Raw genomic sequence first — 24,092 nt, 5'->3', positions numbered from 1 at the left:
CAAAGTAATGAGCTTCAATTATGAAAGTACTAGTAGTCGGTAACGGTGGTAGAGAACACGCTCTAGCTTGGACATTACTACAGTCGGCTAACGTAGAACAAGTTATTTGTACTCCTGGCAATGGTGGTACAGCGACGATGAATAATTGTCTCAACTTAGCGATCGCCGTGGATGATTTTGCGGGTATTGCTCAAGCAGTGGCAGAATACCAGATTGCTCTAGTTGTGGTCGGGCCTGAAGTACCCTTGTCTTTGGGCATTGTCGATTATTTGAGAGAACGTCAGATTGCTGTTTTTGGGCCAACTCAGTCAGGGGCAAAAATTGAGTCGAGTAAGTCTTGGGCAAAAGAGATTATGACCCAGGCAAACATACCCACGGCTAAATCTCAAACCTTTACTGATGCAGAGGCAGCTAAAGTTTATATTGAGCAAGTTGGTGCGCCTATTGTGGTCAAAGCTGATGGTTTGGCTGCGGGGAAAGGAGTGATCGTGGCGATGAATAAGGAAGAAGCGATCGTCGCAGTAGTGGAGTTACTAGGTGACAACTCAGGTAAATTAGTAATTGAGGAATTTTTAACAGGTTCGGAAGTATCGGTGTTAGCCGTCACTGATGGTTTAACCATTCGTTCCCTATCTCCCGCCCAAGATCATAAACGCATCGGCGAAGGAGATACAGGCAAGAATACAGGGGGGATGGGAGCATATTCTCCCGTGCCTTTAGTGACGCAGGAATTGAGCTGGAGAATTGAACAAGAGATATTGCAGCCAACCTTAGCAGCTCTTCAGCAACAAGGAATTGATTATCGTGGTGTACTATATGCAGGTTTAATGATTACCCCTGCTGGTGAACCAAAAGTAATTGAATTTAACTGTCGTTTTGGCGATCCTGAAACCCAGGTGGTTTTACCTTTATTAGATACTCCTCTCGATGAAATTCTCCTCGCCTGTGTGGAACAAAAACTAGCACAACTGCCCCCTCTACAATGGAAATCTGGCAGCGCAGTCTGTGTTGTCGCTGCTTCTGGTGGTTATCCCGATGCTTATCAAAAGGGTAAAGCGATCGCTGGCATCCCACAAGCCGAACAACAAGGAGCGATCGTCTTTCAGGCAGGAACTAAACTGGAGCAAGCAGAAATAGTGACCGACGGCGGTAGAGTGCTGGGAATTACTGGGGTGGGAGATACTTTTGCCGAGGCAGTGGCGATCGCCTATGCTGCGTTAGAATCGATCGAGTTTGATGCTATGTATTACCGTCGGGATATCGGACACAGGTACAGATCATAGTCGTTGGTGAAAAAGCACGAATCATAATACTTAATCATCATTTTGTTTCACAATTGGTAAACTATAATTCAAGTAACTTAACATTTATTATCACTACCAAATCCCTTGTTAACTTTTATTACCAAAATCAAAGAAATTATTGCCCTCTGGTGGTCTGAGTTTACTCTCCAGACTAAGCTGATGGCTGCTGCCACCTTGGTTGTTTCCTTGATTATGAGTAGTTTAACCTTTTGGGCAGTAAACACGATTCAACTGCAATCTAATATCAACGATACTCGTTTTGGTAGTGACCTAAGCATCTTAATTGCTTCTAATGCTGCGCCTTTAGTGGCAGAAGATAATCTTCAAGGATTAGCTGATTTCTCGACTCGTTTTTATCGCAGCACCTCAAGTATTCGCTACATTATCTATGCCGATCAATCGGGCAATATCTTTTTTGGCATTCCCTATTCTCAAGCAGAAATTCAGAATGCTCTAACTATCGAACGCCGTATTTCCCTGCCAGAAGACTATGCCCAAAATAGCGATCTTCCTTTCATCCGTCAGCATCAGACTCCTAATGGTCAGGTAACGGATGTATTTGTGCCTTTGAGTCACAATGGAGAGTATTTAGGAGTATTGGCAGTCGGCATCAATCCCAATCCGACGATTGTAGCGTCTTCTAATCTGACGCGGGATGTAACTATTGCCGTATTTATTACCATTTGGGCAATGGTCATCTTGGGTAACGTATTTAATGCTTTGATGATCACCAGACCGATTAAAGAGCTTTTAGTGGGGGTCAAAAACATTGCAGCGAAAAACTTTAAGCAGAGAATCGATCTACCCCTCAGAGGAGAATTAGGAGAATTAATTTCTAGCTTTAATTTGATGGCGGAAAAGCTGGAAAACTATAACGAACAAAATGTTGAAGAACTAACTTCAGAAAAAGCCAAGTTAGAAACTCTGGTTTCGACTATTGCCGATGGCGCAGTGCTAATTGACCCTGAAATGCACATTATTTTGGTCAATCCCACGGCTAAAAGTATCTTTGGTTGGGGAGAAAATGCGATCGGTGATAATATTCTGCATCGCCTTCCCTCCGAGTTAACCACTAAGTTAACCAAGCCTCTGTATCAAATGATTGAGAGAAAAATTGAGGCTGCCAAAGAAGATTCTGGAGACCAGATCGAACAACATCATCTAGACCATGTAAGCGATCGCGATGAATTTCGGATTACCCTGCAAAAACCTGTCCCCAGAACAATCCGCGTATTATTAAGCCGAGTTTTAGACGGTGGTAACACGAACATCAAAGGTATTGCCATGACGGTTCAGGATATTACTCGTGAGGTGGAATTAAACGAAGCTAAAAGTCAGTTTATTAGTAATGTTTCCCACGAATTAAGAACGCCTCTATTTAATATCAAATCTTTTATTGAAACCCTCTCCGAATATGGTGAAGATCTAACTCATGTACAACGCCGAGAGTTTTTAGACACTGCCAACCATGAAACAGATCGCTTAACTCGTTTGGTTAATGACGTTTTAGACTTATCTCGTCTAGAGTCATCTCGCGCTTACGATCTGAGCGAAGTTTATCTCAGCCAACCTATAGAACAGACTTTAAGGACTTGTCAGTTAAACGCCAAGGATAAGGGGATTGAACTATATCAAGAAATCGAAAACGATCTTCCTCCTGTCTTGGGTAATTATGATTTGCTGCTACAAGTATTGACTAATTTAGTTGGTAATAGTCTCAAGTTTACTAATGCAGGAGGAAAAGTAACGGTTCGTGCTTATCAAACTAAAGCAGAATCAAATACTTTAAATCAATCTGCCGTCAAAATTGAAATAGTCGATACGGGAATCGGTATTTCAGCCGAAGATAAAGAAGCTATCTTTGAACGCTTTTTCCGCGTCGAGAATCGAGTTCATACCCTCGAAGGTACGGGATTAGGTCTTTCTATTGTGCGCAACATTATTGAAAAACATAATAGTAGAGTTTATATCGATAGTGAAGTAGGGGTAGGAACTAGTTTTTGGTTTGAACTGCCTATTTATCAAGCAGAAGTTGAACAGCCTGTAGAGGTAATGAGTAATGGTAATGGGTAATAGGTAATGGGTAATGGGTAATGGGTATTAATGTATGAAAATTGTTTTTTTTGGTACTCCGCAATTTGCTGTTCCTACTTTGAATAAGCTGCTGTCAGACTCGACAATTGAGGTGCTAGGTGTGGTGACACAGCCTGACAAAAGAAGGGGACGCGGTAATAAAACCCAGCCTTCCGCTGTTAAACAGGTGGCGCTAGAGCATCATTTACCTGTATGGCAACCTAAAAGAATTAAAAAAGATCGGGAAACTATCCGTAATCTTGTGGCTACGGAGGCGGATGCTTTTGTCGTTGTTGCCTATGGACAGATTTTATCTGGGGAGATACTTAAGCTGCCTAAGCTTGGCTGTGTCAACGTTCATGGTTCTCTGTTACCGAAATATCGTGGTGCTGCACCAATACAGTGGAGCATTGTAAATGGCGATCGCACTACCGGAATTACGACAATGTTGATGGATGTTGGCATGGATACGGGAGATATGCTGCTTAAAGCTGAAACAGAGATTAACTTACTCGATAATGTTCACGATTTAGCGATTACCCTAGCTAATCAGGGTGCAGACTTGCTGTTAGAAACTTTATTTAAACTAGAACAACAAGCTATAACTCCCACGCCTCAAGATCAGAACCAGGCTAGCTATGCTCGATTAATTGATAAAGCTGACTTTGCCCTTGATTGGTCAAAAAGTGCGATCGCGATTCACAATCAAGTTAGAGGTTTTTTCCCTAACTGTTACGCCACCTTAAACGATCAGAAACTAAAAATTAGCGCTACAGTCCCAATTACTCCAGACACAATTAATGATTTACCCACAGAATATGCCAGTATCAAGCAAGAGTATGACGAATTAGCTTCCCTTGCAGGTAAACCAGGAGAAATAGTCAAGAACGTTAAAAACCATGGTGCGATCGTGCAAACAGGTTCGGGGTTGTTACTGCTTAAACAAGTACAGCTTGCAGGAAAACGTCCTCAATCTGGATGGGACTTTGTTAACGGAATGCGTTTAGCGGTGGGAACTCAGATTGCCAATGGATAAAACCGTTGCTTGATCGCTAATCGAACCCGATCGAGAATTAGCCTGACGAATCATCTTTACCATCAACTCTGGCAGGGGGACTAGTAGCCTCAATGGCGGTGAACGCTTCAATGATTTTATAGGTGTGGGATATTCCCTGTGGCACGATCCAGGAATCACCAGGTTCTAATTTAACTACCTGTCCTTGTAGATGTAACTCGGCTTTTCCTTTAATGACATAGCCTACAGTTTCGTATTCTCTTGCTGCTTCAGGTTTTGGTTCTGCTGGTTGTTCGTTTTCCCAAAGACGCATGGCAAGGTTTTTTCCTGCGCTCAAATACTTTTGACCCATATCACCCGTTGGTGAACTGCTAGAGTTTACTTTTTTAACTTTGGTGTCGCTCATGAAAATATTTCTGCTAGATAATGCTCTGTAATATGTTTCACCTTAAAGCTTTCACACAGAGATTTGCTTCTACTAATAGATAGAAAAAATACTTAAGCAACTAAAAAGTAATTAAAAGTAATCAAAACATATTTTAGACCAAAGCAGCGATCGACACTTTAGCTGCAATTTGTTCCGCGATCGCCACTAGAGCTTTAGCCGATTCAGACTCAGGCGCGGCAACTACAATCGGCACCCCGTTATCACCTCCTTCTCTGAGGGCAATTTCTAGAGGAACACAGCCAAGCAAGGGAACTTCAAGCTCTTGAGCCGTTCTAACTCCACCACCTGAACCAAATAAGTCATAGCTTTTTTCTGGCATGTCAGGGGGAATAAAATAACTCATATTTTCGACAATTCCCAGTAGATTTACTCCTAACTGCTGAAACATTTTTAAACCACGACGAGCATCAATTAAGGATACAGTCTGGGGTGTCGTCACAATTACCGCTCCTGCCATCGGTACAGCCTGAGCCATGGTTAACTGAGCATCTCCCGTACCAGGAGGCATATCAACGACTAAGTAATCTAATTCCCCCCACTCCACCTGATAGAGAAACTGACGAATAATCCCGTTAAGCATTGGCCCTCGCCAAATTACAGGCTGATCTGGATCGATTAAAAATGCCATAGAAACAAGCTTTACGCCGTGATTAAAAGCAGGTTCGAGTATTTCGCCAGCTTTACCCTGTTTTACCGCAATTTTGGCATCAGACAAGCCCAACATATTGGGGGCATTTGGGCCATAAATATCTGCATCTAGCAAACCAACCTTAGAACCTTTGGCAGCTAAAGCAACAGCCACATTAACTGCTACAGAGCTTTTTCCCACTCCACCTTTGCCACTAGAGATAGCGATAATATTCTTGATTCCTGGTACAGAAGTGCGATCGGGCAAGGATTTTTGCTGAGGAGTTTCGGCAGTAACTTCTACCTCGACGGTTTCTACTCCTGGCAAGGTTTTAACTGCTGTCTGACAGTCTTCGACGATAAATTCGCGCAGGGGACACGAAGGAGTGGTTAATACTAAAGTAAAGCTAACTTTTCCCGCATCAACTACGACGTTGCGAATCATATTCAGTTCAACAAGACTCTTTTGTAGCTCTGGATCTTGTACGGGTCTTAATACTTCTAAAACTGATTTACTATCCAACATTATTATTATCCTCTAAAAAGCGATCGCCGTTTATGATCTAAACCTAGTATTGTTACCTATACTTAATTATCAGTGCAAAAGGGTAAGCTAATCAATTAACAATTGATAAATCGTCTTTAGATGCAATTAGTTTTTAGTTGGCTCAAGCTGCTGAGCTTGTCATGTTTTCTCTTGGGCAATCCTCTTTTCATCACCGCGACTTTGGCGCAGGGAGAATTAAGAGCAACTTTACCAAATGTAGCTCATCAGTCGAAACGGTTTTGCCAGCAAGATTTGTCCTTAGCTATAGAAAAGATAATTAATCGTCCTAACTTAGCGCGATCGCGTTGGGGAATTGAAATTCAAACTCTTACAGGGAAGTCTTTAAAATTATTCAACGAGTTAACTGTTCGAGTCGCTCAGCAATCCAGATCTTAATAATTGACTGGCGAGTTACACCCAATCTTTGTGCTTCATGATCGAGTGCCTTAACCATCCATGTCGGAAAATCAACGTTGACTCGTTTCTGCTGATGACCAGGACGTTGAACTTGGGTAAGATCCAATAACTCAGTGATCTCTTCTCCAGATTCGAATTTAGCATCAAATTCTGTTGCTTTCATAAATAGCTACCTCCAGCCCTATTTCATCGCAGATTTCAGCGATGATGCCGCAATGGTCAAAATCCTGTACTCTGATATTTATTAGGCTCTTCAATATTTTACAACCTTTTAAAATACAAAATTCTCCGCTCACACCTGTGAAATCTGGGATAAGATCTTTGCGCCTTCGCGTCTTTGCGCGAGTTTTATTAGTTGAAATTTTGCTTTCGTACATGAAATTAGTTTTTGCTTGCTTTCAAGGGTTGAGTTTATTGGCTTTATTCTCTATCAATCCCCTAATCATGTCGGCAACTTTAGCTTCAACAGGACAGTCAAAAATCGCTCTGGAAAAAGATATAGCCAAGCAGCCACAACGTTTTTGCCAGCAAGATTTAGCCAAAGGGATTGAACAGATAATTAATCGTCCTGAGTTAGTGCGATCGCGTTGGGGAATTGAAATTCAAACTCTTACAGGGAAGTCTTTATATAGTCTTGATGGGGATAAGTTTTTTAATCCTGCTTCGACGGCAAAACTACTAGTATCTGCTGCGGGGTTATTAGAATTGGGTGCAGATTATCGAATTAAGACACCAATTTATAGTCAGGGAAAGCCTCCCGTGTTGAACTCTCTACGGATTAAAGGACAAGGAGATCCCACTATATCGACTCAAAGCCTAAAAAATATAGTACATCAGTTGCAACTCAAAGGAGTGAGAAAAATTGAAAACTTAATTATTGACGATAGTTATTTTACTCCACCGACAATTAACCCAAGCTGGGAATGGGCAGATGTTCATAGTTATTTTGCCACGGCAGTTAACAGCACTATTCTCAACCAGAATACCGTTACTCTCACTTTGTTACCCCAGCAGATTGGACAGCCTGTAAAATTCTTTTGGGATGATGCGATCGCTGCTAATCAGTGGCGGGTGATTAACCACGCTACTACAGGAACAGATCTTGAATATGCCGTAGAAATCGATCGAGATCTGGGTCAACCACTATTAATGCTGCGCGGAAAGTTAGCAGTTAATGAACCTCCCGATGTTTGGAATTTAGCAGTAGTAGATCCTGCTCAATATTTCTTAGAATCACTACGTTTTCATCTCTTGCGCTCGGGTATTACTGTTACTAGAGGTACTGTAGTCGAACGAGAGAATCTAGATTTATTAGAGCCAGAACTAACGGCAATTTATGCTCCACCTTTGCAAAAAATATTAACTGAAATTAATCAAGAAAGTAATAATTTATATGCGGAGGCGCTAGGTAAGATATTAGCCCAAAAATTACAGGTAGAAACACCTATTAATGCTATTAACCAAAGTCTTAAACAGATAGGAATTAAGCCAGATGAATATATTTTAGTTGATGCTTCTGGTTTATCTCGCCAAAATTTAGTTACACCTCAAACACTAGTGAAAATTTTACGGCTAATGTCGCAAACAACAGAACCTAAAATAGCTCAAGCTTACCTTGATTCCTTAGCTACAGCGGGAATTGATGGGACGTTAAAAAACCGTTTTATTAACACTTCTGTACAAAATAATCTTTGGGCTAAAACAGGAACTTTGACGGAAGTGGGAGCATTAGCAGGATATCTACAAACTCAGTCAAACTCTACTTTGGTTTTTAGTATCCTAGTCAACAATTCTGAATTAGAAAACAAACAAATTCGCCAAGCGATTGATGAAATAGTGGTGATCGTAAGCCGTCTTGAGCAGTGTCACTAGTCACTGTAGAAATAATGTTCCCAGGATTAGATAAAGATATCAATAAAATTAAGACAAAATTATTAAAATACTGTGTTGTTGCATTAGTATTTCAGCTAACAAATAATTATTAAAATTAATTGATCTAAATTTAATTTTGGCTGAAAAGAAATCGCTTAACAAATAATTAAAAAGCAGATGAAAATTATTAAAATCAGTTCACAACTAAAATTTATCGTTACTAGTCTAGCGATCGCTACTAGTGTAACCTCTTGGCAACCCGTTATGGCTCAAAACGCTGAAGAAAAAGTGCCAGAAATAGGCTGGAATAGTAAATTAAGCAGCATGGGCATAGACAAAATGGAAAACATCGGTAAAATCTATCATTTTTACTGTCAAGCTGCTGCCGAAGACTTGATTCATACTCCTATATGGGGAACTGATACTTATACCTTAAACTCAGGAATTTGTAGCACTGCGGTTCATGCAGGCATGATCTCTGAAGCAGGTGGCACAATCCAAATCAAATTACTCCCAGGACAAGAATTTTATACGGGAAGTAAGAAAAATAAAATTAAGAGTGAAGATCATGCTAACACTATGCTTAGTTATACTTTTAAAGGTGAAGCACTAGTGAGTCAGGAAACAGCACAAGCAGAGCAAACTGCAACGCAGCAGCGTCGTCCCTCGATGATTGAAAGAGTAATGGTTGAAACTTTACAAACAGGGGTAGAGCGCTCAATTGAAAGAGCCATTACAGATTTTTTTAATTAGCTAAACAATTTACCCACATATATGCATAAAAAAGATTTTATGTCAAGATAAAAATGTTAAGTAGTATTTAAAAACTTAAGTGGAGAATGAATACAATTGGTTAGCATTAGCTGCTGGTAATTCTAGGTTGCACTGGGGATGGTTTAAAGATCATACTCTTATCGATACTTGGGATACATCTCACATCTTAAACACAGTTAGACCAAGGCAGTTACCGCAGTTGTTTTTTTCCCCTAATTTGATTAGGCAAGGTTTATTTGATGTTCCAGTATATCTCGCTTCAGTAGTAACTCATCAAACAGATTGCTGGCAAGATTATTATCAATTAAACTTGATTAGTTTACAAGATATCAAGTTAACTAATCTTTATCCCACCATCGGAATCGATCGCGCTTTAACAGTTTGGGGAGCGATCGCAACTTATCATCAAGCCTGTCTTGTAATTGATGGCGGAACAGCTTTAACTTTTACAGGAGTGGACGAACAGGGAAAACTAATTGGTGGCGCAATTTTACCAGGCTTGCGATCGCAGTTAGTCACCCTGAAGCAAAAAACCGCCGCCTTACCTGAAATAGAGCTTCCCGATCGTCTACCTCTTCGTTGGGCATTAGATACCGATATGGCGATCGCCAGCGGGATCTTATATACGGCGATTTCAGGCATCCATGACTATATTCTGGATTGGTTAGATCAGTTTCCTAGTAGCCAAGTAATTTTTACAGGCGGAGATGGGGAATTACTTTTACGTTCATTGCACCAGCAGTTTCCCGAACTTGCTACTAAAACTTTAGTTGATTCTCATTTGATTTTTAAGGGTATTAGGTTAGTTTACGCGCAAAAAAATCTGTAATAAATCTTAATAAATACTATCTTTAATTGAGCGATCGCTTGTCCACTAGCTACACGATCGCCAAAATTTTTTAGCTAAAGCAAGAAATTTTCCGCAAAGAACGTTACGATCTTTTATTAATAAGAATAAAGTTTTGTAACTAAACGTGACTGCAACTCAACCACTCAATCTGAACACTACCCCTGTTAGCTGGAACTCCCTCAAGCCTATTTGGTCGGGAGGAAAAGAAGCCATACAAGCAGGACTACCCCATGAACAGCTGTCTCCCACTTGGCAAATGCTCCTACTAGGTGATGGTTCCCCAACTCATTTGTTGCAGTTACTTACGGGAGAAAGAACCGAAGTAGACGTAATCGATATGTCTTTAATTGGCACAAAAGATGATGGTGCGCCAGCAGAAATTAAATTCATCACCGAACCCCGATTACGAAGACAGGTATGGCTACGCACTGCATCAGGTCAAAGATTAGCTTATGCTGCTTCTTGGTGGAACGGTAGTAATGTCGATGATTATCTCCAGAATCGTTCTTTACCTGTATGGCGGAGTCTTACGGATTTACACACAGAGCTATATCGAGATGTGCGCGGAATTTATTGTGGTCATTGTGCCGAATTAGAAACAGCATTTGGGCAAAAAGCACCATTTTGGGGTCGTCACTATCTATTTTGGCACGATCGCCAACCTTTAACCCTCATATACGAAGTCTTTTCTCCTTCTTTACAGAAATATCTAGGTCAAATGACTCAAAAAAACTGAGCAAATAAATCTAAAGTCTTTGTTAGTTATTCACTGGGTTTTAACATGTGGACTCTATACTTTCACCAAAGTACAAAAACACGATTGTGCTTTTGAAGATAAACTAAGAGGAATTTGAAACATGGGTTTTCTAAGCAAACTATTCGGTAAAAAAGAAGAAGAAAAAGCACAAAGTACAGGTAAAGTTGCCGTAGCAGCAGCATCAAAAGACAAAAGTATTGCCCCTGAAAAAGTTGGTTTAGATGGTCAGTTTGATGAAAGCGGTTTAGCTAAACGAGTAGCTCTAGCATTAGATCAAGCTGGAATTGACGATACCGTTGGTCTATGGGTTGCTCAAACAGGTAGCACTGTCGTTTTAAAATATAATCCTGACGCGGAAGGTGTTCTTGCTCAAGCAGAACAGGTAGCCAAGGGAGTAGAAGGTGCAACTGCGGTAAATACTGTACCTAATAGCTAGATTTAATTAACAATTTCAGCAAGAAAGGACTATGGTGTAGTGACATCTAGTCCTTTTTTAAGCCAGATAATTATCTATTGTTCAATAGCTCAATTAAATGGCGATTAGGCTCTGTCTATCCTGCGAGATCGCTGCTAGGGTATGATGAGATTAAAAATTGCCCTTAGGTTTAGTTTTAAGCAAAATATTCAGTAAATTTGCTGTTTAATTACTAGTTAAATAGCTGTTAATTAGTACTAGTATCATTAATATCATTCACATCATCATTAATCTCATTAATATTATTAGTAGTATCAATAGAACTGTCACTAGCGCTAGAACTATCACTATCGGTTGAACTGTCGCTATCAATAGAACTATCACTATCAATAGAACTATCACTATCATCGAGATTAGTTCCATCTATACTACCCGAATCTAAATTGCCATCGATAACGACTCCTTCTGGTTCATCAGTATTAATAGCGTTATTATCTGCTCCCCCATCAAGTTCATCAAGATTATTAGTGCTATTTTCACTTTCAACAGCACTATTAACACTGGCAGCACCGTCAGCAGCGTCAGCACCGTTGCTACCACTATTGCTTGAGCCTTCATCACTACAAGCAAAAAGTAGTATTGACATAAAAATTGCGATTAATAATTTACTCATAATGTTAGCGTTAAGTATTCCTTAAGTATTTTTGTGTAAGTTTGGTACTTGATACCTTACCAAACCGCGATTCAATTGACAAAATATTGGTCGCGATCGCGCTTTTAGCTTATCTAATGTTAATTTTTTTGTTGCTGGTACAATGCTTTAAACTTCCGTTGCTGTACTTTATGATCCACAATAGGCTCAGGATAACCTGTACCTGCTCTTTCTAAGGGTGGAATTTTACCTGTGACTAAGTACTCAGTATCCAGTGAGCTTATTTCTGGTACCCACTGACGAATATACTCTCCATCCTGGTCAAATTTAGCAGCTTGGGAGGCAGGATTAAAGATTCTTAAGGGTTTAGGATCCATCCCGCTAGATGCGCTCCACTGCCAACCGCCATTATTATTAGATAAATCACCATCGTAGAGTTTCTGTAAAAAATACTTTTCGCCCCAACGCCAGTCAATAATTAGATCTTTAGTCAGGAAACTAGCAACAATCATACGACAACGGTTGTGCATCCAGCCTATTTCGTTTAACTGGCGCATGGCTGCATCAACAATAGGATAGCCTGTTTTCCCCTCGCACCAGGCTTTAAATTTAGTTTCGTCGTTCTCCCAAGGAAAGTCTTTAAATTCGTCACGATATGCACCCTTAGCTAATTCAGGAAAGAAAAACATACAGTGCTGGTAAAATTCTCGCCAAGCTAATTCTTTTTGCCAGGTTGTGACACTCTCTTTAGCTTCATCACTCCGACAATTTTGAGCAACTTCTAGGGTTGCTTGCCAGACAGTACGAATGCCGATCGCCCCAAACTTGAGCGCAGCACTTAACTGGGATGTACCATCAATATAGGGAAAATTGCGTTCTTCATCGTAACAATAGATCGTGCGATCGCAAAATTCTGCCAGCTTTTCTTTAGCTGCGGTTTCTCCTGGAGCTACTAATAAAGGAGAATCCCATTCATAACCTAGATCCTTGGCAGAAGGCAAGGCGATCGCTCCTACTTTTTCGGCTGTTTTGATTTCAGTTTCCGATAACCCACTGAGCTGTTTAATTTCTTTTACTACCTCTGGTTTAGCTGCGCTGTTCCAGCTACGCCAAAATGGAGTGTAGACTTTGTAAGGTAAGGAAGACTTAGTTAAAATCTCTCTTGGAGCGTGTAATAGCTGATCCCAAAAGTTCTGGGTGTCAATTCCTAATTCGGCGATCGCTTCTTTAACCTGGCGATCGCGCTCTTGAGCATAAGGTTCAACATCTAAATTCCAGAAAACAGCTTTTGTCTGGAGTGCGCTAGCTAACTGGGGAATGACTTTAACAGGTTCACCCTGGATAATTAATAATTGACTACCAAGCTGTTGATAACTTGACTGCAATTCTTTTAAACAGCCAATCATATAGGTAACTCTAGCTGGTGCGATAGCATCACCATCCAAAATATTGGGATCTAAACAAAATAAACCAACTACCTTGTTACTTTGCTCTGCTGCGGTGCTTAAGCCTAGGTTATCAGAAATGCGTAAATCGCGACGATGCCAAAAAAGTATTAAATCGGACATGAATAATCAAATGCTTTTGCCTTGTATATTTTAGCGCCTTTTTTAGTTCAGATGAACTTGTTTTGTGCTATTAAGCAAACGTGAGTTCGATAATTTCTAGCAAGCCAACACTTGTATAATCGGATATTTATTACCATGCCACTGAAACAAGAAATTACTTAAGTCTTCACGCAATTTGTTGATTGACGCAGATGCTGGCTCTAAAGAACAGTATTGATTCGTAACTGCTGTTCGTACTCTGGATCAATCCAAGTGAGATCGTTGAGGGTAAGATTCATTTTGGTAAGAGCTTTAAAAAGAACTGCTGGGATGTTTTCTTGATTATGCCTTACACAAATTTCTGTGCCAGAAGAGGGAGAATTATCGTGACGAATTAAACCAATGCGATCGCCTGAAAGTAAAGATAAGACAGCAAAAACCAAATAATCCAAATCATCAAAACTTTGGCGAAATTCAAGCTTATTGGAGCCAATAATTTCAGCAGGCTCTTGCCTAATTATTGCTACTAAGTTTGTTTCAGAAATGCTATTTTCTAATCGAACTAGATTTTGACCTTTGATAACACTCATTGTAAAAAGCATTAATTTCATTAATTAAAATGCGATCGCTTTAACTCTTGTCTCGACGCGTCAGCTTATCCGAAGGTGTATACCGCAAGGGTACTAACTCCGTGTCGCCCTTTAGGGAATTCTTTAGAAAATCATTCAAGGTTTCCTTTTGCTATAACTGATCTAGTTTTAAGTGTAACAAGATGAATGTTCAACGTTGGATTGCCAGAAGAGAACCAAACTGGAAGCGTTTGGACGGGTTGCTACAGCAAGTAGAAAAGCAAGGGATTAAATCTTTATCTGCTACGGAAATTAAGGATTTAGCGAGCCTGTATCGTTCGGTTTCAGCAGATTTAGCTAGGGCGAGGACTAACAAAGTTGGCAATATTTTGACCCAAGATTTACAAAAGCTGACGGCTCGTGGTTATAACCAAATATATCAAGGTTCTCAGCGTCAGGAATGGCAACAGGTCAAGGAGTTTTATCTTTGGGGTTTTCCGCAGGTGGTACAGGATACCTGGGCTTATATTGCGATCGCCACAGTTATTTTTTTGCTCACGGCGATGATCGCCTGGTGGTATGGTTGGCGCGATCCGACTTTTATTGCCATTACTGTTCCTGACAGTATCATTAAAATTGTGGAAGAAGACGGAGAATTGTGGATGGGTTCGATAGTGGGTACTGAACCATTAGCTTCGAGCAATATTACCATTAATAATCTGTCGGTTGCTTTTGGCGCGATCGCTGGAGGTATTACCGCAGGACTCTATACTATATTTGTCATCGCCTTTAATGGCTTCTCTATCGGTGCGATCGCTACTTTAGTTGGCAAAAACAATTTGGCTTATCCTTTTTGGGCGTTTGTCTTTCCCCACGGTTCATTAGAATTACCCGCAATCTTTCTGGCTGGTGGTGCAGGATTATTAATCGGCAAAGCGATGATCTTTCCTGGTAAATATAACCGAATAGATGCTTTGAAAATCAATAGTAGCAAAGCAGCACAGCTATTATTAGGAATTATGCCGATGTTGATTATAGCTGGGACAATTGAGGGTTTCTTTTCTCCTAGTCCGATCGTTCCCAGTCTGATTAAGTATTTGCTAGGAACGGGTTTATTCTGTTTATTAGTTTTATATTGTTTACGTAAAAAGCCAATCATCCCATCGTCAATGCAATCATCAAATTAGTTTGAGAAATGTAGGAGTAATAATGAAAAATGGACATTATTTAAAGTATTTTGTGGCGATCGCCATTTGCTTGAGTTTACAGTTGTCAATTAAGGCACAAACTAAGACAGATAACTCTTTAGGTAATACTCGCCAGCAATTAACTTCAGCCTGGGAGAATGCAGTTTTAACTCGTAGTTTAGAGTCTACAACACCAGTAAACGCGATTAAATTTAGTCCTGATGGTCAATTACTCGCTAGCGTCGGCGCAAGTCAGATCACCCTCTGGAACATGAATACGGGAAAAATTCAGCGTGTTTTACCTGGACATTATGCTAGCGATATAAAACTAGAAATTGCCCCAACGGCGATCGCTTTTAGTCCTGACAGTCGTTTTTTGGCAACCTCCACTTGGAGTCAAGGGTTGCTACGTCCCGATCGAGGAATCATAGTACGTGACGTTACTACAGGAGAGGTAGTGTTAAACCTGGCCAAATCAGATGGCTGTCGGCAGATTCTATATGATGTATCTGGCAAGATTATCTATGGTGCTTGTGGTAATGGTATAACCGCCTGGAGTTTTCCTAACGGCAAAAAGTTATTTAGTTTTGCTTCCACATCTGTAGAGGCGATCGCTCTTAGTCCAGATGGTATTATGGCAACGGTAGGTGCTAATGTTTCAGACGGACAACAGACACAGCCAAACAATCAGATTCAGTTGTGGCAACTCAATTCTGCAAAACCTGAATTACTCAAAACCCTAGATGGTCAAGTTAATAATATTGCTCAACTAGAATTTACGCCCAATGGTCAACAATTAGTGAGCAGTAGTTACGACGGTAAAATAAATGTCTGGAATTGGCATCAAGGGACAATCTCCAGAAAAACTAACGCTCTTTATAGTAATAATGGGGTGTTTAGTCTTAGTGCCAATGGTCAACTAATCGCTGGCAATTTCCATTCTTCAACTATAAGTAGTTTGGTTACAGGATTACCCCTGAGAAATAGCCCTAAACTGGGACAAAAACAAAACAGCATCATGGCTTTTAGTCCGCATCAGCTTTTAGCCAGAGTAAATAATCATATAGATCGTAATTCTTTAATCGAGTTGTGGTCAGCAGATAATGCTCAACCCAAGCAACAGTCTAATATCAAAGATAATTACCGAGCTATTCCCGTCAGTAAATATTGGATCAATCAAGAACACGACCAAATAATTCAAATCTCCCAACCTGAACTTAATAAACCTGTTTCAATTGGCAAAGATCCCCAGGCGATCGCTTTATCGGCATTAGGCTTAAAGGAAGTGGCTGCATCAGCACAAGAAGTTGAGGTTGAATATGCTCCTGATAACCTGGCTACCGTAACTATTACTCAGACGAACTTAGCTGATGATTCTGTCGCAAGCAGGCGTTATTTGGTTGAATTTGCCCCTTACGGTGCAGCAACTGCTAAAAAATGGCAGATAGTTTGGGCTGGAGAACAGTTTAAATGTCAATTAGGACGGGGAAATCAAAACTGGAGTGCAGATTTATGTCAATAATAGTAAGGTTGTTCATCAAGTAAAACAATGTCCAAATACATTATGTGGGGTAGCTATTGCGAAAATGCTCTCGAAAAGCGCACTCCCTATCGTCAAGCACATTTAGCTGGTTTGAGTAGTCAGAAAGAACAGGGAATATTAGTTACTCTTGGCCCAACTAAAGATAATACCAAGGTCTTTGGCATCTACGAAGCAGAGTCACAAGATACCGTCCGTCAGTTAGTTGAATCAGATCCCTATTGGCAAAACGGCATCTGGACTGAATATGAAATCAAAGAATGGATTCAAGCCTTTTGAGCAATGAACAATTAACAATGAGCAATGAGTCCTAAAGGATTAGTTCGCAAGCTCACGTCACAGTGAGCAATTAACAATGAACGATTCAGTAATCAGTAATCTCAGGGGGTGACAACACACTCAAAAAGTTGAGAGAATAAGCTTTTTAGCTCTCATCCCCTGTCGGTAAAAAGGTAGTTTGTTGGGAGTCAGTATCATTAACTTGTCGAGCCAATGATGACACATTTGGAAATTTTCAATCCACAAACTTCCGTATAAACCTATCCAAAAATTGCTGTGTCTTTTATTTTTTCTCACCTTCTCTTGTAAGCGACAAATATATTCTTTGACTCCTTGGAAGGCAATTCTTTCTCCTTTTGTTATTGCACAAGTGTAGGCGATCGCTATTAGTAAAATTAGAGATAATAAACGATGATCTTTTCCTTGGCACTTCTCTAAATTATAACCACCCGACTTACAATCTTTGAACATTGCTTCAATGCCCATTCGTTTCTTATAAGCAGATATTGTTTGTTCTAAATTGGGCAAATTATTGATTAAATACCATCCTTCATTTTTTCTTTTATCTGATGTTGTTCTACTCCAATAACCAGCAATATTTACTCTAGCCATATTTGGTTGCTTAGTAAATTTTACTTGTTTTAACGTGAGTTCGACGAAAAATTCTGGAGCAAATAAAAGACTGAGACTTATGCTAAAAGTAGTATTTCAGCAGATGCGGACAAGTCCTTTCTCAGCCATGGAATTAAATTCTCGTCTCGATCTTACCGAAATTTTTTGTGATGTAGATGATTTTTATCGCAGTTTTGAACAATATTGTCATTCCATTCCTCAGTTAACTGCGATCGCTGGCGAAAAAAGATGCCGCTCGCGAATGAGTTTAAGTGAAGTAATGACGATTGTGATTGCCTTTCATGGCAGTGGTTACAGAACATTTAAAGAATTTTACACCTTACAGGTAAAACCTCATTGGCACAAAGCATTCCCAAAACTAGTTAGTTACAACCGTTTTGTCGAGTTAATGCCCTGGTCGATGATGTTACTGTGCTGTTTTCTACAAACTAGGAAAGGGGAAATTACAGGTATTAGCTTTATCGATTCAACTCCAATAGAAGTCTGTTGTCCCTGTCGTAGCTACTCTCACAAAGTCTTTGAAGGATTAGTCGGGTGGAGTAAGAACTCCATAGCTTGGCATTACGGATTTAAGCTCCATTTAATTATCAATGATCGGGGTGAACTCTTGGCTTTCAAATTGACCCCTGGAAATGTAGATGATCGTAAACCAGTACCAGACATGACTCAAGATCTAGTTGGCAAATTGTTTGGAGATCGAGGTTACATTTCTCAATCTCTTTTTGAACAGCTCTATAAGCAAGGATTACAGCTTATTACCAGACGTAAGAAAAATATGAAACAACAGCTAGTCAAGTTGATGGACAAAATTCTGTTACGAAAACGCTCTTTGATTGAAACTGTAAACGATCAATTGAAAAACATTTCTCAAATCGAACATTCAAGACATAGAAGTGTTTGGAATTTTATGGTTAATCTTTTCTCTGGCTTGATTGCATATACTTATTTGCCGAAAAAACCTTCTCTTGATTTGAAGCCTAAAGGATTGCCTGCTTTGCCATCAGCTATCTTTTAATTCTGTCGAACTCACGTTGTTTTAAATAAAATGATTTACCTGGTTTTAATCTTAGAGATAATATCTGCTGTGCTGCTCCTGTTGCTAGTTGAATATATTTATTACTTTTAGTTCTTAAAACGTATTGACAGTTTTGCTTTGATAGCCAATTTGCTAAATTAATATTACCAAATTCTCGGTCTCCAATTACTATTACTTGGTATCCCTTTAATAATCTCAAGACTGATTTAAGCAATCTTTTTTGCTCGGCAAGATTACTATTGCCGAGCTTAGGAAGTAATATCCAATTTAAAGGGATGGCTCTCTTATTTTTGATTAAGCTGACTACAAATAAATTTCTTTCTTGCCATCTTGTTCTATCGATCGCCAGATAGCAAATTTTCTTGCTGCTTTGATTGATTTTTAACCATTTTTTGATAATGGGAAACCAGATACATCCAGTTGTTAACTGTGGTAGAACTAAAAATCTTTGAATGTGACGGCGACGACTTTCATATTTGATTGGAATAGGTAGGATGGAAGCTAGTTTTTCTATTTGAATTGTTCTATAGCTTTGTAAGATTAGTACGATTATTCTCAAAGTTGCATATTGTCTTGGAGTTAATAACTGTGAAATACATTTGTGATAAAATTCTGGCAACATTTTTGATTAGGGAGTATTCTCAACTAGTTTGCTCCCTTTTTCTTACCATCTCACTGCTATATCCTACTGTTCATCTTCCATTCCAGTACCTTGTCACCCCGTGAGATCAGTAATCAATAATTAGTAATCATTTGTGAGCATAACTTTCTACCGTGTTACTCAATAACATGGCTACCGTCATCGGGCCAATTCCTCCAGGTACGGGGGTAATATAACTAGCTACTTGTGATACAGATTCAAAAGCCACATCGCCGACTAACTTTGATTTTCCCTGCGCCAGATCCACTCGGTTGATTCCTACATCAACGACAATTGCCTCTGGTTTAACCATCTCCTGAGTAATCATTTCTGGTTTACCGACGGCAGCGACAATAATATCTGCTGTTCGACAGACTGCACCAAGATCTGGAGTACGAGAATGAGCCATAGTTACAGTAGCATTTTGCTCTAACAACATTAAGGCGATCGGTTTGCCGACTAAAATACTCCTCCCAATCACCACAGCCTTCTTGCCTTCTAGGGGTAAATTATATTCATGTAAAAGCCTCATTACTCCAGCAGGAGTGCAGCTACGCAAGCCAGTTTCCCCACGGACTAGCTTACCCAAATTAACAGGATGCAAACCATCGGCATCTTTATCAGGATCGATACAGTGGAGTAGAGAGATCGAATCTAAGTGAGAAGGTAAGGGCAATTGAACCAAAATACCGTCTACGCGATCGTCTTGGTTTAAGCGTGCGATCGCCTGTTCTAATTCCTGTTGAGTTACATTTTCAGGAAAATGCTCTCCCAATGAAGCAATTCCTACCTTTTGACAAGCTTTTTCTTTATTGCGGACGTAGACGGCGCTGGCAGGGTTATTTCCCACCATTAATACCGCTAGTCCAGGGGGACGATTAATATTTGGCTCTAGCTGAGTTATTTGCTCTTTTAGCTCTAGCTGAATTTTTTGGGCTAAGGCTTTACCGTCGAGTAGACAAGGGTTGGCAGCAGACATAGGTAATTTTAATAATTCAAAAAAGTTAAGCTGGAGGTCGATCGCTGGTAGACAAATAACTCATGTTAATTTCTCACTCAAGGTTTAGATCGTTTTTCGTCAGACTCAAGCAAATTAGCCTTGGGGTTACATTGCTAGCAAGCTTAGTCGGTTGTCGAACTCCTGTAATTACGATCAAAGAATCACCTGAAAAAGTTGGTAAAACGGTTTATCTGACGGGAAAAGTAGTTCGTCTAGCTCCGTTTTTAGGCAATGCAGCCTATCAAATTGAAGACGCTACGGGAAAAATTTGGGTGGTGACAACTCAAATTCCTCAGTCAAATCAACAGATTAACATTAAAGGCAAGGTTGAGTATCAAAGCTTACCCATAGCTGAACAAGAATTAGGTGACTTTTATCTAGTTGAGCTAGAGCGATTGTCTTCTATTCCAGAATAAATTATGAGAACGCACTTTTAAACTAACCATAAAGTAAAGTTGCCCTCTGTGTTGCTAAATTAACTAAATTAAAGAGAAAAATTAGCTAAATTTTATGAATTATGTTTCCCAAACTCAGTTAATCTCCGTGGCAATCGCAATTATTTATCAAGATGGTAAATATCTAATGCAGTTGCGCGATGATATTCCTACCATTGCTTATCCAGGAGTTTGGGGTTTTTTTGGTGGTCATATCGAACCAGGCGAAGAACCAGAAATTGCCCTCAAAAGAGAATTAATAGAAGAAATTAATTATTCCGCTCCCGTTTTAACTAAGTTTTGTTCTAATCAGATAGGTAACTATATTCGCCATATATTTTCTTGTCCCTTGACAATCCCCGTGTCAGAATTAGTCCTGAATGAAGGCTGGGATCTTAAGTTATTGACTCCAGAAGAGATTCATCAGGGATTTGCCTATTCCCCTAAAGCGATCGCTAATAAACCCTTGGGAGATGTTCATCGTCAAATCATGCTCGATTTTATCGCTTCAACAATTCAATGTTAAGGATAATGTACTACAGGTTTAAGTCGGTTATAACCGCAAAATATTATACATAATAGAAGAGATAGACTTTTGTACTATGAAGATCGATCTAAAGTCGCTAACGAACTGGTTTGGCAAACCCTGACTAATTATTAATCTTATTTTTAGCAAATTTCCCCCCTATTACTAGAATTACTTTTAAAATAAGTAAAAATCTAAGTAAAAACCAAATTGTCATCAATTGTCTAGCTTGCTCGTGAAATATCTACCTCATCTATTTCTAGCGGTTTCACTGTAATTACCTTTTATAACTATTGCTCATGAATTATTCTTCTGGACGTTTTAGTGCTATTTCTCAATTACTCAATGTCAAAAACTACTTCTCAGGAACGATTAAGCTTTTGACAGCAATGGCGCTCACATCCACAATGTTTTCTCAAAGTACTTCCCCCGCTTCAGCAACCCTAGAAGATAGCCCGAAAAATGTTGTCGATGAGGTTTGGCAAATTGTTAGCGGGGAGTTTGTCGATCCTGATTTTAATCACACTGATTGGCAGGTGAAGCGACAAGAATTACTCAAGGCAAACTACACCGATCAAAAATCTGCCTATCAAGCAATTCGCAAATCTCTGGAAAGTTTAGGAGACCCCTATACTAGATTTCTCGATCCACAAGAATATGCAGATTTAACTAGTCAAACTTCAGGAGAGCTATCAGGGATCGGCATTCAGCTAGGAATTAGTCAAAAAACCAAGAAACTTACGGTAATTGAGCCAATTCCTAATTCTCCCGCAATCGAAGCGGGATTAAAGGCGGGAGATCATATTGTCAGTATTGATGGTAAACCCACCGAGTCAATGACCTTAGAACAGGCTTCGGCGCAAATTAAAGGAGAACTGGGTACAAAAGTTAAGCTGAAAATCGCCCGTGAAAACAAACCTGAATTTGAAGTAGCGATCGCCAGAGCGCAAATTGAGTTACCTTCGGTAAGCTATACCCTTAATCAAGAGCAAGGCTCTAAAGTGGGATATATCAAGCTAGATGAATTTAGCTCCCATGCTGCCGAACAAATGCAAAAAGCGATCGCCGATCTCAGCAAAAAAGACGCTTCTGGCTTTATCTTAGACCTACGGGGCAATCCAGGGGGTTTATTGTTCTCGGGTGTCGAAATTGCGCGGATGTGGATGTCTCAAGGAGCGATCGTTTCTACCATTGACCGCAAAGGGGGCAATGAACAATTTTCCGCTAATGGTCAGGCGTTAACCGACTTACCCTTGGTAGTTTTGGTTGATGGCTATTCTGCTAGTGCCAGTGAGATTCTAACAGGGGCGTTAAAAGAGAATAATCGAGCGAAAGTAGTTGGCAGTCGTACCTATGGAAAAGGAACTGTGCAATCAGTTCACTCCCTCTCTGATGGCTCAGGTTTAGCGGTAACGATCGCTCATTATTATCCACCTAGCGGGGTTGATATCAACAAAAAAGGGATTGCACCCGATATTAGGGTTGACTTAAGCCGTCAAGATCAAATTAATCTCAGCACGAATCCAGCTTTAGTGGCAACGCCAGCCGATCCTCAATACGCCAAAGCAGTGGCAACACTCAAACAGGAATCAATTAAGACTGAAGGTACACCAGAGCCTTTGAGTAATAGCCAGGCTAAACCAAACCAGTTAAAGACTAACTAAGTATCAGCTAGAAAGTAGCTAATTTTGAGGTAGTGCCAAAGTCAGCTAAGGCGATCTGAGCTGGTGGTGTATTTTGCTGCTCTTTTGGGCAAATTAATTTATAGTCATTCTCCTGAACTTTCGATTAAATCATTTGATTAAGATTTACATTGTTATTAGATAGTTTCGCCAGGAAATGACTGTACAACTTAATTGGCAGTTTTGGCTGACTAAATCCTCATGACAACAGCAGACATAGCATCCGTAGTTAATTCAGCAAGCAAGACTCAATCGATTGAAGAAATATCTCTGGTCATTGCTGCCCAGGATTTAATTCCAACAATGATAAGTCAAGATTTTCTCAAATTTAGCGGCATTATTCCCCAAGATTGGGAATTAGCTAAACCACCAATAGTAAATCCTAATTTTGCTCAATTAAATTTTATTAACGGTGTGGGCATTACTGCTCAACCGCGCACGATTAGCCTGAGTGAATCTCTTCATAACAAACAGTGGCAGGACATAACAATTAATCGGGTGGCAGAAAAATACCTGGAGAAATTGCCTCATGCTGAATATATGGGCTTAAGCTTTAGTCCCAAAATATTGCTTCCTTTTCCTAATGCCCCTCAAGCAGTGCGTCAATATATCACTGAATCTTTGCTTGGTTCAGGTGGCTGGAAATATATTGGCAACGCCCCCCTACAGGCTGGGATCAATCTGATGTATCAACTGGAAAGATGCCAAATGACGATTAGTATTTCTGAGGCGAAATTACAGAAACCCCAAGAAACTCCCATAGCAGCGGTTTTATTTTCAGGTAACTTTAATTACAACGTGAATTTAAACCAAGCACAATCTAGTAAGATAACTCAGATGACTAACTTTCTGAATTACTGGAGAACAGACTTAGAAGAGTTTAGAGAGATTGTTAACCAAAAGTTTTTAGACTCGACTGAAGCTGATGAAACCCAGTTTGTTGGAGCAATGAGCTTATTTCCTGGTCAAATGCTCTAGCTTTTTGGAACAGAACCATTACAATAGTAAGGTTGTCTTTCTAAATTAATTAAATTAAGTAATAATTATGGCAGTTCCCAAGAAGAAAACTTCTAAATCGAAACGTGATAGTCGTAAAGCGGTTTGGAAGCGTAAAGCAGCAGTAGAAGCTCAAAAAGCTTTGTCTTTAGGCAAATCAGTTTTATCTGGACGTTCCAATAGTTTTGTCTATCCTCAAGATGATGAAGAGGATAACGAAGAATAGATTTTGCTGTGCCAACGTTGACAGGTAAATCGATAAAATAATGGGT

Annotated in this window: 27 protein-coding genes; 18 read left to right on the top strand and 9 right to left on the bottom strand. The window is 39.9% G+C overall.

The genetic code is table 11. The annotated features are described in order from the left end of the window. The first annotated feature begins 20 nt into the window (after positions 1 to 20). From purD to fmt, 3 genes are all read left to right on the top strand, one after another. Complete coding sequence (purD, locus tag KME09_20010; protein ID MBW4536227.1) at positions 21 to 1,283, top strand: phosphoribosylamine--glycine ligase; 1,263 nt, start codon at positions 21 to 23, stop codon at positions 1,281 to 1,283. Positions 1,284 to 1,388: 105 nt separating this feature from the next. Continuing rightward, positions 1,389 to 3,377 carry a cell wall metabolism sensor histidine kinase WalK gene (locus KME09_20005; GenBank protein MBW4536226.1) on the top strand — a complete coding sequence of 663 codons (1,989 nt, stop codon included), beginning with the start codon at positions 1,389 to 1,391 and terminating at the stop codon, positions 3,375 to 3,377. A gap of 34 nt (positions 3,378 to 3,411) precedes the next feature. Next, the gene (gene fmt / locus KME09_20000) at positions 3,412 to 4,413 is read left to right on the top strand and encodes a methionyl-tRNA formyltransferase (protein ID MBW4536225.1); all 1,002 of its coding nucleotides are present in this window, start codon (positions 3,412 to 3,414) and stop codon (positions 4,411 to 4,413) included. A gap of 37 nt (positions 4,414 to 4,450) precedes the next feature. On the opposite strand, the gene KME09_19995 is transcribed toward fmt, so the two are convergent. Both KME09_19995 and KME09_19990 read right to left on the bottom strand, forming a co-directional pair. Beyond that, entirely contained in the window at positions 4,451 to 4,798 is a 348-nt protein-coding gene (locus KME09_19995) for a cupin domain-containing protein (protein ID MBW4536224.1), read from the bottom strand. 133 nt (positions 4,799 to 4,931) lie between these two features. After that, complete coding sequence (locus tag KME09_19990) at positions 4,932 to 5,993, bottom strand: Mrp/NBP35 family ATP-binding protein (GenBank protein MBW4536223.1); 1,062 nt, start codon at positions 5,991 to 5,993, stop codon at positions 4,932 to 4,934. Positions 5,994 to 6,113: 120 nt separating this feature from the next. On the opposite strand from KME09_19990, the gene KME09_19985 reads away from it, so the two are divergent. Further along, the gene (locus tag KME09_19985) at positions 6,114 to 6,410 is read left to right on the top strand and encodes a hypothetical protein (protein ID MBW4536222.1); all 297 of its coding nucleotides are present in this window, start codon (positions 6,114 to 6,116) and stop codon (positions 6,408 to 6,410) included. Here KME09_19985 and KME09_19980 read toward each other — a convergent pair. Beyond that, positions 6,367 to 6,594, bottom strand: coding sequence for a BrnA antitoxin family protein (locus tag KME09_19980; GenBank protein MBW4536221.1), 228 nt, complete (start codon positions 6,592 to 6,594; stop codon positions 6,367 to 6,369). The two genes, KME09_19985 and KME09_19980, sit on opposite strands and share 44 nt — an antisense overlap. A gap of 281 nt (positions 6,595 to 6,875) precedes the next feature. Here KME09_19980 and dacB point away from each other — a divergent pair, with 281 nt between their 5' ends. From dacB to KME09_19955, 5 genes are all read left to right on the top strand, one after another. After that, complete coding sequence (dacB, locus tag KME09_19975) at positions 6,876 to 8,303, top strand: D-alanyl-D-alanine carboxypeptidase/D-alanyl-D-alanine-endopeptidase (protein MBW4536220.1); 1,428 nt, start codon at positions 6,876 to 6,878, stop codon at positions 8,301 to 8,303. A gap of 177 nt (positions 8,304 to 8,480) precedes the next feature. Continuing rightward, positions 8,481 to 9,056 carry a hypothetical protein gene (locus KME09_19970; GenBank protein MBW4536219.1) on the top strand — a complete coding sequence of 192 codons (576 nt, stop codon included), beginning with the start codon at positions 8,481 to 8,483 and terminating at the stop codon, positions 9,054 to 9,056. 79 nt (positions 9,057 to 9,135) lie between these two features. Next, entirely contained in the window at positions 9,136 to 9,906 is a 771-nt protein-coding gene (locus KME09_19965; GenBank protein ID MBW4536218.1) for a pantothenate kinase, read from the top strand. A 145-nt stretch (positions 9,907 to 10,051) separates the two neighbouring features. Further along, positions 10,052 to 10,663 (top strand): chorismate lyase, encoded by a 612-nt coding sequence (locus KME09_19960; protein MBW4536217.1) that lies wholly within the window; start codon positions 10,052 to 10,054, stop codon positions 10,661 to 10,663. Positions 10,664 to 10,784: 121 nt separating this feature from the next. Next, positions 10,785 to 11,120 carry a hypothetical protein gene (locus tag KME09_19955; GenBank protein ID MBW4536216.1) on the top strand — a complete coding sequence of 112 codons (336 nt, stop codon included), beginning with the start codon at positions 10,785 to 10,787 and terminating at the stop codon, positions 11,118 to 11,120. A gap of 226 nt (positions 11,121 to 11,346) precedes the next feature. Here the strand turns inward: KME09_19955 and KME09_19950 are convergent, their stop codons facing one another. The 3 genes from KME09_19950 to KME09_19940 form a co-directional block, all read right to left on the bottom strand. Further along, positions 11,347 to 11,745 carry a hypothetical protein gene (locus KME09_19950; GenBank protein MBW4536215.1) on the bottom strand — a complete coding sequence of 133 codons (399 nt, stop codon included), beginning with the start codon at positions 11,743 to 11,745 and terminating at the stop codon, positions 11,347 to 11,349. A 146-nt stretch (positions 11,746 to 11,891) separates the two neighbouring features. Further along, on the bottom strand, positions 11,892 to 13,319 hold the full coding sequence (locus tag KME09_19945) for a deoxyribodipyrimidine photo-lyase (GenBank protein MBW4536214.1): 1,428 nt from the start codon (positions 13,317 to 13,319) through the stop codon (positions 11,892 to 11,894). 200 nt (positions 13,320 to 13,519) lie between these two features. After that, a complete protein-coding gene (locus KME09_19940) occupies positions 13,520 to 13,888 on the bottom strand; it encodes a hypothetical protein (GenBank protein ID MBW4536213.1) in 369 nt (122 codons plus the stop codon). 182 nt (positions 13,889 to 14,070) lie between these two features. Here KME09_19940 and KME09_19935 point away from each other — a divergent pair, with 182 nt between their 5' ends. The 3 genes from KME09_19935 to KME09_19925 are packed head-to-tail and all read left to right on the top strand — an operon-like array spanning position 14,071 to position 16,873. Then, positions 14,071 to 15,054, top strand: a complete 984-nt coding sequence (locus tag KME09_19935; GenBank protein ID MBW4536212.1) for a stage II sporulation protein M — start codon at positions 14,071 to 14,073, stop codon at positions 15,052 to 15,054. A 22-nt stretch (positions 15,055 to 15,076) separates the two neighbouring features. Further along, positions 15,077 to 16,576: a hypothetical protein gene (locus tag KME09_19930; protein MBW4536211.1), complete on the top strand. Its 1,500-nt coding sequence runs from the start codon at positions 15,077 to 15,079 to the stop codon at positions 16,574 to 16,576. A gap of 27 nt (positions 16,577 to 16,603) precedes the next feature. Continuing rightward, positions 16,604 to 16,873 (top strand): YciI family protein, encoded by a 270-nt coding sequence (locus KME09_19925; GenBank protein MBW4536210.1) that lies wholly within the window; start codon positions 16,604 to 16,606, stop codon positions 16,871 to 16,873. Between the two features lie 120 nt (positions 16,874 to 16,993). Here the strand turns inward: KME09_19925 and KME09_19920 are convergent, their stop codons facing one another. After that, positions 16,994 to 17,485, bottom strand: coding sequence for a hypothetical protein (locus KME09_19920; GenBank protein MBW4536209.1), 492 nt, complete (start codon positions 17,483 to 17,485; stop codon positions 16,994 to 16,996). Between the two features lie 127 nt (positions 17,486 to 17,612). On the opposite strand from KME09_19920, the gene KME09_19915 reads away from it, so the two are divergent. After that, positions 17,613 to 18,521 (top strand): IS982 family transposase, encoded by a 909-nt coding sequence (locus tag KME09_19915; GenBank protein MBW4536208.1) that lies wholly within the window; start codon positions 17,613 to 17,615, stop codon positions 18,519 to 18,521. On the opposite strand, the gene KME09_19910 is transcribed toward KME09_19915, so the two are convergent. Beyond that, positions 18,511 to 19,164: a hypothetical protein gene (locus KME09_19910; protein MBW4536207.1), complete on the bottom strand. Its 654-nt coding sequence runs from the start codon at positions 19,162 to 19,164 to the stop codon at positions 18,511 to 18,513. The two genes, KME09_19915 and KME09_19910, sit on opposite strands and share 11 nt — an antisense overlap. Before the next feature lie 127 nt (positions 19,165 to 19,291). Continuing rightward, positions 19,292 to 20,161 carry a bifunctional methylenetetrahydrofolate dehydrogenase/methenyltetrahydrofolate cyclohydrolase FolD gene (gene folD, locus KME09_19905; GenBank protein ID MBW4536206.1) on the bottom strand — a complete coding sequence of 290 codons (870 nt, stop codon included), beginning with the start codon at positions 20,159 to 20,161 and terminating at the stop codon, positions 19,292 to 19,294. Between the two features lie 131 nt (positions 20,162 to 20,292). On the opposite strand from folD, the gene KME09_19900 reads away from it, so the two are divergent. The 5 genes from KME09_19900 (at position 20,293) to rpmF (ending at position 24,046) form a co-directional block, all read left to right on the top strand. After that, a complete protein-coding gene (locus KME09_19900) occupies positions 20,293 to 20,598 on the top strand; it encodes a hypothetical protein (protein MBW4536205.1) in 306 nt (101 codons plus the stop codon). Positions 20,599 to 20,692: 94 nt separating this feature from the next. Next, positions 20,693 to 21,142, top strand: coding sequence for an NUDIX hydrolase (locus tag KME09_19895; GenBank protein ID MBW4536204.1), 450 nt, complete (start codon positions 20,693 to 20,695; stop codon positions 21,140 to 21,142). A gap of 299 nt (positions 21,143 to 21,441) precedes the next feature. Continuing rightward, positions 21,442 to 22,806, top strand: a complete 1,365-nt coding sequence (locus KME09_19890) for a PDZ domain-containing protein (protein MBW4536203.1) — start codon at positions 21,442 to 21,444, stop codon at positions 22,804 to 22,806. A 219-nt stretch (positions 22,807 to 23,025) separates the two neighbouring features. Next, complete coding sequence (locus KME09_19885) at positions 23,026 to 23,802, top strand: hypothetical protein (GenBank protein MBW4536202.1); 777 nt, start codon at positions 23,026 to 23,028, stop codon at positions 23,800 to 23,802. 67 nt (positions 23,803 to 23,869) lie between these two features. After that, positions 23,870 to 24,046, top strand: a complete 177-nt coding sequence (gene rpmF, locus KME09_19880) for a 50S ribosomal protein L32 (GenBank protein MBW4536201.1) — start codon at positions 23,870 to 23,872, stop codon at positions 24,044 to 24,046. The last annotated feature ends 46 nt before the right edge of the window (positions 24,047 to 24,092 follow it).

It is taken from the genome of Pleurocapsa minor HA4230-MV1 (assembly GCA_019359095.1).
Taxonomy (GTDB): Bacteria; Cyanobacteriota; Cyanobacteriia; order Cyanobacteriales; family Xenococcaceae; genus Waterburya; species Waterburya minor.
Note: the sequence above shows the minus strand (reverse complement) of the source record. Positions and strands in the feature narration are given on the sequence as shown.